10 protein-coding genes and 4 pseudogenes are annotated in these 10,125 nt (G+C 69.6%); 4 read left to right on the top strand and 10 right to left on the bottom strand.

Features of this window, described 5'->3' with window-relative positions; all coding sequences use genetic code 11:
- On the bottom strand, positions 1 to 189 hold a 189-nt coding region (locus AB0D48_RS36655; RefSeq protein WP_362407436.1), incomplete at its 3' end, for a hypothetical protein.
- Between AB0D48_RS36655 and AB0D48_RS36650 the strand changes: the two genes are divergently transcribed.
- Positions 188 to 745: a 2'-5' RNA ligase family protein gene (locus tag AB0D48_RS36650; protein WP_362407430.1), complete on the top strand. Its 558-nt coding sequence runs from the start codon at positions 188 to 190 to the stop codon at positions 743 to 745. The genes AB0D48_RS36655 and AB0D48_RS36650 overlap by 2 nt on opposite strands.
- 194 nt (positions 746 to 939) lie before the next feature.
- Positions 940 to 1,443, top strand: coding sequence for a hypothetical protein (locus AB0D48_RS36645; RefSeq protein WP_319725221.1), 504 nt, complete (start codon positions 940 to 942; stop codon positions 1,441 to 1,443).
- 115 nt (positions 1,444 to 1,558) lie between these two features.
- Here the strand turns inward: AB0D48_RS36645 and AB0D48_RS36640 are convergent.
- The 7 genes and pseudogenes from AB0D48_RS36640 to AB0D48_RS36610 all read right to left on the bottom strand — a co-directional run.
- A pseudogene (locus AB0D48_RS36640) lies at positions 1,559 to 2,177 on the bottom strand (IS5 family transposase); the annotation flags it as partial.
- Positions 2,178 to 2,234: 57 nt separating this feature from the next.
- Positions 2,235 to 2,837, bottom strand: a complete 603-nt coding sequence (locus AB0D48_RS36635) for a class I SAM-dependent methyltransferase (protein ID WP_362407426.1) — start codon at positions 2,835 to 2,837, stop codon at positions 2,235 to 2,237.
- A 108-nt stretch (positions 2,838 to 2,945) separates the two neighbouring features.
- Positions 2,946 to 4,349 (bottom strand): cytochrome P450, encoded by a 1,404-nt coding sequence (locus AB0D48_RS36630; RefSeq protein ID WP_030711769.1) that lies wholly within the window; start codon positions 4,347 to 4,349, stop codon positions 2,946 to 2,948.
- Positions 4,350 to 4,352: 3 nt separating this feature from the next.
- Positions 4,353 to 4,559, bottom strand: a complete 207-nt coding sequence (locus AB0D48_RS36625) for a hypothetical protein (protein ID WP_362407421.1) — start codon at positions 4,557 to 4,559, stop codon at positions 4,353 to 4,355.
- Positions 4,560 to 4,754: 195 nt separating this feature from the next.
- Positions 4,755 to 5,144: a hypothetical protein gene (locus AB0D48_RS36620; RefSeq protein ID WP_362407418.1), complete on the bottom strand. Its 390-nt coding sequence runs from the start codon at positions 5,142 to 5,144 to the stop codon at positions 4,755 to 4,757.
- Positions 5,083 to 5,832, bottom strand: a complete 750-nt coding sequence (locus tag AB0D48_RS36615) for a sigma factor (protein WP_362407433.1) — start codon at positions 5,830 to 5,832, stop codon at positions 5,083 to 5,085. Before AB0D48_RS36615 ends, AB0D48_RS36620 begins: the two co-directional genes overlap by 62 nt.
- Before the next feature lie 294 nt (positions 5,833 to 6,126).
- Positions 6,127 to 7,131: pseudogene (locus AB0D48_RS36610) on the bottom strand (ISAzo13 family transposase); the annotation flags it as partial.
- A gap of 282 nt (positions 7,132 to 7,413) precedes the next feature.
- Between AB0D48_RS36610 and AB0D48_RS36605 the strand changes: the two are divergent.
- Both AB0D48_RS36605 and AB0D48_RS36600 read left to right on the top strand, forming a co-directional pair.
- Positions 7,414 to 7,917, top strand: a complete 504-nt coding sequence (locus AB0D48_RS36605; protein ID WP_362407415.1) for a hypothetical protein — start codon at positions 7,414 to 7,416, stop codon at positions 7,915 to 7,917.
- Positions 7,918 to 8,460: 543 nt separating this feature from the next.
- The gene (locus AB0D48_RS36600) at positions 8,461 to 9,024 is read left to right on the top strand and encodes a hypothetical protein (RefSeq protein WP_362407412.1); all 564 of its coding nucleotides are present in this window, start codon (positions 8,461 to 8,463) and stop codon (positions 9,022 to 9,024) included.
- A gap of 146 nt (positions 9,025 to 9,170) precedes the next feature.
- Here the strand turns inward: AB0D48_RS36600 and AB0D48_RS36595 are convergent.
- Both AB0D48_RS36595 and AB0D48_RS36590 read right to left on the bottom strand, forming a co-directional pair.
- Positions 9,171 to 9,955, bottom strand: a pseudogene (locus tag AB0D48_RS36595) (IS5 family transposase); the annotation flags it as partial.
- Between the two features lie 2 nt (positions 9,956 to 9,957).
- Positions 9,958 to 10,125: pseudogene (locus AB0D48_RS36590) on the bottom strand (transposase); the annotation flags it as partial.

Raw genomic sequence — 10,125 nt, 5'->3', positions numbered from 1 at the left:
TTCCTCGGTGCCGGCGGCCGCCTCGCCGAGGCCGGCCCGTCGTTGTTCGTCGCGTACGCGGTCTGCGGCGTCTTCGCCTTCCTCGTCGTCCGCGCCCTCGGCGAACACCGGTCCGCCGACTCGTCCCCACAGGCCGCGACGCTCTTCGGCGTGTGGTCCTATGAGATCGGCCAGATCAGGGAGGGGCATGCCGGAAGACCAGTCGGGCCTGTATCAGGCAGGTGAAACGGTGCTGCTGGTCAAGGTGCCCGAAGCCGAGCCGCTCGTGGGCGGATGGCGCCAGCGGTTCGACTCCTCGGCCGGAGCCAGGCTTCCGGCGCACGTGACGGTACTCTATCCATTTCTGGACCACGGCCGCATCGATGCCGACGTGCTCGGCGCGCTCGAAATACTCGTTGGTGCCCACTACGCCTTCGACGTTCGGTTCGAGGGCTTCGGGCGGTTCCCCGACGTGCTCTTCCTGACGCCGACACCGAAGGGTCCGCTGCGGGCTCTTACTCAAGCCGTCTGCGAACGATGGCTGGAGGTCCCGCCCTATGGGGGCCGGTTCGCGGAGGTCATCCCGCACCTGACGGTGGCCCATGGTCAGGAGCCGAGCGTATTCGACGAGGCCGAGGCCGCCCTCACCGGCCGTCTGCCGGTCACCGCCCACGTTTCGGCGGTTCAGCTCTTGGTTTGCGACGGCGAGTCCTGGCATGAGCAGGCGGCCTTTCCCCTGTGCGGCCGAGGTGCATCTTGTCGATGAGGTCGTCGCGGCTGGTGAGGTTGCCGTACCGGAAGTCGCAATCGGCCCCCTTGCCGAAGTCGATCAGTTCCCCCGTCAGCAGGCCAGGAAGGTCGGCCCCCTCACTACGCGCGAAGTCTCAAGCAAGTTGATATCCAAAAAGTTTGACTATTTGATGGATGTCGGAATCATTTTGCCATCCAGGAGGCGTCCCCTTGCATGCCCGTATCGGCCCCGCTGCGAGCACAGCGGTTCTATGCCACGCGTGGTTCTTCTTCGGCTTCCTCTATGAGGAGATCGTCGATGTCCCGAACATGATGATCGGCGCACATGCTGGGGAAGCCCAGTCTCTGTGGGACCCGTACCATTCGGTCACCAACCCGGTCTTCTACTACGCGATCGTGGCTGTCCCGGCCCTGGGCTCGCTAGCCTTTCTCTGGCTGAAGCGGGGCGGGCTGTCGCCTGCGAACCAGACCCGCCTGCGACTCGCCACTCGTGGCCATCTCGCCATGGCCGCGCTCACCCTCGTCGCCGTCACGCAGATCAACGGCACGCTGTATTTCGGGCCTCCGATCAACGACCCGGCGCGCGTCGACACACTTGCCTGGACCTGGTTCGGGGTCAACGCTCTGCGCATCGGGGCCACAGCCTTCGCCACGGTCAAACTCATCGAGTTCTACCTGGACATCCGCAGTACGACCGCACGTGATCCCGCATGACCTGCCTCTCGACCGCCCACCACCGCCGTATCACAGGCAGCGGCATCAACGGGATGCACCTGCCCGCAGGTCAGGTCCGAATCTTCGGGTCGGTTTGCCGTAGTGCGGTGCGCCGTCAGGTGTCGCGCCAAGTGCGTGTGGATTCGCCGGTCAGGCGGCGGGTCATGAGGTTGATCATCGCGAGGAGGATCATGGCTTCGGAGCGGTGGGGCTTGGCTTCGTAGTCGCGGGCCAGGCGGCGGTGGTTCATGAGCCGACCGAGCGTTCTCTCGATGGTCCAGCGTCGTGGAAGAACAGCGAATCCCTTGGTGGTGGGATCGCGGCGGACGATGTGCATGTCGATGCCGAGGGTGGCGGCGTGCTCGAAGAGGTGCTGGCGGTAGCCGCCGTCGACCAGGTTTTGCGGACGCTGGGATGCGGGACGGCGACTTTCTCGATGAGGGTCTGGCCGGCTTTGGAGTCCTGCACGCTCGCCGCGGTGACCACGATGACCAGGAGCAGTCCGACGGTGTCGATAGCGATGCTCCGCTTGCGCCCCACGATCTTTTTGCCTGCATCGATGCGCTGCTCGGAGGCGGGGACGTTGTGGAGGTGATGCTCTGGGAGTCGATGACACACGCGGTCGGCTCCCCTTCCCGGCCTTCCTGCCGGCGGACTTTACGGCGGAGGAGGGTGTTGAACTGGTCGAAGACGCCATCTTCCTGCCAGCGGGCGAAGTAGGCGTAGACGGTGTTCCTGCTCGGCAAGCGCCACCAACTCGCCCTCCACACGGACCACGTCGACGGCCTCACTCAACTCCTGCGCGACGCCCTCGCGAGCGCGAACGGGCCGGGGGCGTCGGGCGGGGGAGTGGGCAACGGGCGTCCGGCGGCCAGGGCCCGGGTGAGCGAGAGGAACCACTCGTTGCCCGCCGGCGGCTGCCAGACCATCTGCACGAGGCGTCCGCCGGGGCCCAGCGCGCCGGCGATATTGCGGAACGCGGCGACCGGGTCGGCGAAGAACATCGTCCCGGAGCGGCTGACGGCCACGTCGAACACCGCGGCGGGGAAGGGATGGACCTGTGCGTCGGCCTGGACGAATTCGGCGTTGGGCAGCCCTTCGGCCGCCGCACGCCGCCGTGCCCTCCGCAGCATCGCGGCCGACAGGTCCACGCCGACGGCCCGGCCGCGGCTCGCCCGCCGCGCGGCGTCGCGGGTGGTCTGGCCGGTGCCGCAGCCGATGTCCAGCACCTGGTCGGTGGCGGATATGGCGGCCGCGGCGAGCAAGTGCGCGTGATGCGCGTGCACCGCGCGGTCGAACCGGTCGGCGTGCTCGGGCCAGTACGTGCCTTCCTCGCCGTCCCAGGCACGGGCCTGCTCGGCGTTGGAGGAGTCGACCTGACGCGTGCTGCTCATGGCATCACCGCACATCATCCGGTGGACAGCCCCGAAGGGACTACCTACCGGACTACACCGGCCCCGGGCCCGGAGCAAGCCGGACGAGGAGGCGGGGACGCCGGTCCGTCACGGTGCGGCGGGGGTGTTGGCGGTGAACGGACACCGGGCTGCCCGGTGGTCTTCGGGCTGTGGGTCCGCAGCGGGCCGGTGGTCGCCGGGCCGGTCGCCGGGTGGGTGGGGACGGACCGAGACGTCGAGGGTGAGGTCGTGGGGCTGGAGGATGGTGCGCGTGTGGAAGACGGGTGTCGTGCCGGGTGATCGGGTGACCTCGTAGTGGGGGGTGAGGGTTGCGGTGACGATGGTCATGGCGGTGGTGGCGAAGTGGGTTCCGAGGCAGTTGCGCGGCCCTCCGCCGAACGGCATGAACGCGTACTTGGGCAGCGGGTTGGCGGCGCGGTCGGTCCAGCGGTCCGGGTCGAACGTGGTGGGCCGGTGGTAGTGGCGGGGGTCGCGGTGGAGGACGAAGGGGCTGACGGCGACCTTCTGGCCGGGGCGCAGGGGGTAGCCGGCGAGTTCGGTGGGTTCCTCGATGGTCCGCTGGAGGAACCAGAGCGGGGGGTAGAGGCGCAGGGTCTCCTTCACGACGGCTTCGGTGACGGCCAGCCGGGGCACGTCGGCCGCGGTGGGGAGCGCGCCGGCGAGTTCCCGGTCGGCCTCGTCCCGTACCCGCCGACGGACTTCCGGGTGCCGGTCGAGGAGGAGGAGCAGCCAGGCGAGCGCGGCGGCGGTGGTCTCGTGGGCGGCGAAGAGGTTGGCGACGATGACGCTGGTCGCGCCCTCGTGGGTGAGGGCGCCTTCGTCGCACGCGGTGTTCAGGAGGTCCGCGACCACGGAGGGCGAGTCGTCCCGCCTCGTCGTACGCCGCCGGCGTATCAGGGAGGAGACTTCGTCGGCTAGGTCGCGGCCGGCGCGCTGGAGGCGGCGTCGGCGCAGCGCGTGCCAGCGGGCCGGCAGGGGCAGTGTGGGGGGCAGCAGCGCGTCCTGCAGGCGGGCCAAGAGGTCGGGGACGTCGCCGGTCTCGGGCCCGAGGCAGAACTCGGCGATCAGGTGGGCGGTGAGGTCTTCCAGTGCGGGGATCGCTTCGATCCTGCCGCGTGCGTGCCAGGTGTCCGCGTGGCGGACGACGGTCGACGCGAGGCTGTCCCGGGCGGCGCGCATGCTGGTCCGGTTCAGGCCGCGTCCCGCCAGGCTGCGGGCCCGCATCCACAGGGCCAGGTCTTCGGAGGCGCGGCTTCCGTCGGTCGCCTCGCCCAGCAGGTCGCTGGAGATGCCGTAGGTGGTGTTGGTGTGCTTGAGGACCTCCTCCGCCAGGGCGGGCGAGTTCACGATGTACAGGTCGTCGTCGAAGCGGACCAGGTCGCCGTACTGCTGCTGGTCGAGGAGGAAACCGAGGTGGTCCCGCTCGAACGCGCGCCGGTTGCCGTACCGCCCGGCCCCCGAGGGGCCGGGCGGTACACGGGAAGACAGCATCTGCTACCGCGCCTGTACGTAGTAGTAGTAATACGCACTGGAGTGGTCCGACCCTCCGAGCGTGCTGCTGCGTTGCACCTTCGCCCCGGAGGGATCGTTGGCCAGGTGGGCGGAGCTCGACGCGGCCTGGACCGATCCGGCGCTGAGGAGCGCGGCGACGGCGGAGGCGGCGATGAGGAGCGACTTGCGGAGGGGGATCAGGGCAGCCATGGCTGTCCTCCTTCGGGGTGGGACGGGCGGCGGTTCCGCCCGGTTCGTTGCCCTCGTTAGTCCACCCGCGGCATCCGGGGGTCATGCCCCGGAAACGCGTGGCATGACCCCCGCGCCCGCGTCTGCCACAATGCGGGCTTTCGCGCGCCCCCGGCCCCGCCCGGCCGAGGCCGCCCCGTCGCGCAGCGGAGCGGTTCAGCCCGAGGACGTGGTCGGGCGCCCCGCCCGGCGGAGGACGTCCCGAAGGCGGGAGCGGGCCGCGGCGCCGCCCGTCGTGGCGGGGCGCGCCGGGACTCCACCGGAGACCGGGATCCCGTTGCCCGCCGGGGTCGGTCCGGCGGCGGTGGCCGGCCGGGCCGCGCTCGCCCGGTGCGGGGCGAGGTCCTCGCCCACGGTCACGCCGGGGACCAGGCGGCCGGCCCCCTTGTGGACGGCGTCGACGAGCGTGTGGTGGACTTCCCGGGCGGCGCCGACGCGGTCGATGCGCAGGATGAGATTGCGTTCCTGCGTCCGGCCGGGCCAGTCATGGTCCTTGCTGCGGACGACCTGGCTCTCCACCCCCACCGTCTCCCAACGACTCGTCACCGCACGGATGTTGGGGCGCCATTCGTCGTCGTACCGGCGCTCCAGCGCTAGGTCCCAGCTCTCCGCCTCGACCAGCAGCGTCGCCCCCACGGTGCCCGCGATGACCGACCGGGCGCGGCCGGCGTGCACGGTCACCACGACCCGCTGGGGCCAGTCGGCGTCCACACCGATCACCGTGATGCGGCAGGGTCCCTGATACCAGGCCATGACTCTCCTTCGCCTCCGCTACCGGGAGCGGGTCGATCCGTGGTTGACGGGGGCCAGTCCGCGCTCCTCCAAGAGGGGCGCGAGAGCGCGGACGGCATAGAAGTTGCGGGACTTGACCGTGCCCGTCGGCACGCCGAGCGCGACCGGTCCTTCCGGCGGTGAGGTCGTTGAAGTGCAGGTGGACCAGCACCTCCCGCTGGTGCGGCGGCAGTTCGCCCAGAGCGCGGCCCCCGTCATGGGCGGCGAGGACCTCGTCGTACGGGTCCTGGGTGCTCTCCCGCTCCTCCTGCGCCTCGCCGCCCACCTCTTTGACGCGCGCGGCCGCCATCCGGAAATGGTCGATCGCGATGCGCCGGGCGACGGTGAACAGCCAGGGACGGCCGTGCTCGGGCCCGCGGACCAGAGCCCGGGGATTCTGCCAGGCCCGCAGGAAGGTCTCCTGGAGGATGGCCTCGGCCTTGCCCCGGTCCCCGTTGGCCATCCGGAGCAGGGCCCGCAGCACGTAGGGGGCGTGGAGCCGGTAGAGCTCCGCGAGGGTGTCCTCGTCCAGCGTCGGGGCCGTCGCCGTGCTTCCGGCGGCGCAATCGAATGCGGGTGTCGTCACTGCTTTGCTCCCGAGCAGGGGGTGGGGACTGCAACGGGCGCAGCCTTTCAGCGCGCGCAAACGCCCCGCTAAGGGCGTGCAGATCTTTAACTCGTCTTTTTGACCTTGGTCTGGGTGGGGTCGGGAGCGAGGAAACGTTGCGACGTCGGCTGGTGTGCGAAGGCGGGCGATAGAAGGGTTGATGTGGTGGCCGTGTGCTTCCAGGAGTGGGCGGACTTCCTGTTTCGCGCGGCTGATGGTCATGGCGGTGACGCCGAAGAGTTGGCCGAGGAGGTCCATGGTCGCGAGTTTGCGCAGGTGGAGCACGGTGGCCAGGACCCGGTCGGCTGGGGTGAGCTTGGCTTTGGCACCTGTGCCAGGGGCCACCAGGCGCTCGTGACCGCGACGTGTGCGGAGCACTTGCTGGCGTTGAACCTCCAGCGCTGGAGTCAGCGCGTCGATGAGCTCGCTGAGCTGTTGGCGGGTCATCCCGGTCAGTTCTGGGTCCTGCAGCGAACGCCGCGTGAGGCGAGGCGGTCTGCTCGCCGGGGCCTGGTCTGACGTGCTGTCGGTCGTCGCCGTGTCCATCGGACGCTGGGGGTGGAGGGTGTAGTTCCAGTCGCTGTGGAAGCGGTGCCGGGTGATCGGCAGGGCGGCGATCTCGTCGTCGCTGACCTGGATGCCGGTGGGGTATGGGTTGGTGTCGAGTTCGGCGTGCACGGTCAGGCCGGTTTTGGTGGTGGTCGCCGCGATGCTCTCGACGCTGACTTCGTGGCTGGTCAGGGGCCTTCCACGCCAGTTCATGGTGATGTGGGAGAACAGCCGGTGCTCGATCCGGTTCCACTTCGAAGTGCCGGGAGGCAGGTGACAGACGGTGACCGTCAGGCCGGCCTCGGCGGCGAACCGGGCGAGTTCGGTCTTCCAAGTGCGGGTGCGATAGCCGTTGGAGCCGCCCGCATCGGCGGTGATCAGCAGCCGGCCGGCCGTCGGGTAGGTGGCCCGTCCGGCTCCGTTCCACCAGCGGCGGGTCGATTCGACGGCGAAGGCGGCGGTGTCGTGGTCGGTGCCCACGTTGACCCAGCCGGTGTTCGCGGCGACGTCGTAGATGCCGTAGGGCACCGCTCTGCCCAGCTCGCGGTCGGGGAAGTCGTGGGTGTCGACTCGCACCGGCTCGCCTCTCGGCTCCCATTCACGGCCGAGTGGATCGCCTTCAGCAGGCCGCAGCGACGGCACGGCGGCGCGTGCGAGGGCAGCAGGGGCGGAACGGGGCGATGTCGACGGCCTCCGCCGCGTCGATTCTCCGGTGCCGAGTTCCGCCAACAGTGGACGAAGGCTCTCGTCCCGCAGACGGTCAAGCCCCGAGATCCAGCGTCATGTCTCCGCTGAGCGGGGTGGGGCTTACTGGAACCAGGCGCCGCTTGGCGCCGGAAAACGATCTCAGGAGCCCGGGACGGACGGCATGCACATCAGGAGTCAGCCGTGGCGATGGTAGGACTATTCTGGATCACCGAGGACTCCGTGTACGTGGGTTCCCCGCCGAATGCGGAGGGGCACTGCGTCCGCATCACCTCCGAAGGGGTACAGGCACGGGGCCCGGACCGCGTCCGGGCCTGGCCGTGGTCGATCCTGCGCTCCGCGGGCGTGGAGGCCGTGTCCGTCGAGGGCGACACACGGGGCGGCGGCCGCTTCCTGGCGGCGGTACTGGAAGCGGTGGTCACGCTTGCGTCCAGCTACGACGGCGAGGAACCGCCACAGATGTTCCTGGTCCTGGAGACGGAGGACGGTACGGAGGACGTGCAGGTGCCGGCGGCGACCAAGGGCTACACCCCCCGGGAGATCACCCTGTCCCAGCACCTCCTGGCCCGCTTCCGGGAGGGCACGGCAGACCCTCGGACCCTCACGGCCTGGAGGCGGGACCACAGTGGTGGCACACCAAAACCGCCCGAGCGCGAAGCCCTCCTGCGGGAGTGGACACATGCGTGAACCCCCGGGCGGGCGGACGGCGAGGACCGACTGCCCGGCTGGCCCACCGGCACGGACGCCGACGCGCTCGCCGGGCTCGCGTCGACCGGTTCCGGCGGGAGTGGGTACGACCACCATCGCGGCCCGCCCGCACGCCGCCCCGGACTTCCAACGACCAGGACACGCCCACCTCGATGATCGCGGTCACCGCCAAGTCCAACCGGGCCAAGGCAGCCGACAAGGACCCGGCCGAATGGCTGCCCCGACCACCTCCTACCACTGCGCGTACGTGACCGGCTCGGTCGAGACCAAGCTCCGCTGGGACCTGGCCGCCGACGACCGCGAACGCGAAGCGCCCCGCGGCTCCAGCCGCGGGTTCGTCCGCGCCTGGCCGGGAGTCGGGCGCCATCCATTTCGTCCGAGTGCATCCGAAGTGATTGGGAGGGACGCTGGGAGAGGCTCAGGAGCGGGCGCCAGAGCCGGCGGTCAGCGAGCACGTCATGGGAAGTGAGCGGCATGACTCACCGTTCTCGGACGCACCGCCTTGTGATGCTTTCGGTCTCCGTGATCCTGATCGCAGGGGGTGTGCCGGCTTCCGCCACCGCATTCGCCGCCCCCTCCGCCCCTGCGCCGCTGTACGTCACGGCCATACCCGCCATGCCCGCCGTGGACTGGGTAGAGACCACCGATCCGCCCAGTGGCATCACCGCCGAGCTCCCCGGGAAAGCCACCGTCCGGAAGGCGACCGTTTCCATCGAAGGCAAGTACGTCGACGCGCGCTTGTACATCGTGGATACCCAGGACGGAGCGGTCGGCTTCGCCGTCCACGACATGCCGGGCGACCAGTACCCGCTCGAGGACAATCTCCAGCGCGTTCTCGAGTCGTACATGCAGAACACCGCCGAGCCTCTGACCAGCAGCAACGTGCAGAAGGTGACGTTCGACGGCCGTCCTGCCCTCGACGCGCGTCTGACCTCCGAGACAGAAGTTGAGACTCTGGTCGGCTTCATTCGCCTCATAGAGGACGACAAGCACCTCGTGCAGGCCCTGGTCCTCGGCCCCAAGGCGAGCGAGAAGGCGCTGAAGACAATGCACGAGCGGCTCCTCGCCAGCCTCCGCATCCCCTGACCCCGACCCCATCCTCGACGCCCACCAGCTACTCCCCCGGCCTGCGCCAGCATCGGCTCAACCGGCGGTCTCAGCGTCACCAGGTACCTCCCTCCTCAGTCGGGCCGGGCAGCCGCGCTCTTTAGAGGTCGTTTTCCTCCGATGTTTCATCCCGGGATGGTCTGTTTGGTGGGCTTCTTCGGGTCGCGCCAGGAGATGGTGTTCTCGCTGGTGATGCGGCGGGCCATGAGGTCGGCCATGGCGATGTGGATCACGGCTTCGGAGCGGGTGTGAAGGGTCTCGTAGTCGCGGGCCAGGCGGCGGTGGAGCACCAGCCATCCGTAGGTCCGCTCGACCGCCCACCGCTTCGGGATCGGGGTGAAGCCCCTGGTCCCAGGCTTGCGGGCGGTGATTTCCATGTCGATGCCGAGGGCGGCTGCGTGCTCGACGACGTGCTGGCGATAGCCGCCGTCGACCCAGACCTTGCGGACGCAGGGATGTTCGGCGGCGACCTGGTCTAGGAGTCGGGTGCCGGCGACGGAGTCCTGCACGCTGGCCGCGGTGACCAGCACCGCGAGGAGAAGGCCGAGTGTGTCGGTGACGATGCTCCGCTTGCGGCCGACGATCTTCTTGCCGGCGTCGATGCCCTGGCCGGAGGCGTGAACGCTGGTGGCGGTCTTGACCTCTGGGCGTCGATCACGCAGGCCGAAGGCTCGGCATCGCGTCCCTCCTTCTCCCGCAGGAGCTGCCTGAGCAGGCCGTTGAGCTGGGCGAACACGCCTTCGTCGGCCCATTTGGCGAAGTATCCGTAGACCGTGTTCCAGTGCGGGAAGTCATGCGGCAGGTAGCGCCACTGGACTCCGGTCCGGTCCACGTACAAGATCGCGTCCATGATGTCGCGCAGGTCGTGCTCGGGCGGCCGGCCGAAGTCCAGGGCCCTGCCGCGGCGCTCTTGCGGGAGCTGTAGCCCTTGTCTCCCAGGACATGGTCGGGGCGGGTCCGAGGTCGACCGCGCCCGGCCCGGCCCACCTTGATGGTGTCCATGACCTCCTCGAAGTGGGTGCAGTCGGCGGCGTTGCCGCCGGTGAGGACGAAGCCGAGCGGTCGGCCGCGACCGTCGCA

Source organism: Streptomyces sp. NPDC048269 (assembly GCF_040652395.1).
GTDB lineage: Bacteria > Actinomycetota > Actinomycetes > Streptomycetales > Streptomycetaceae > Streptomyces.
This window is presented reverse-complemented; position numbering and strand designations above follow the sequence as displayed.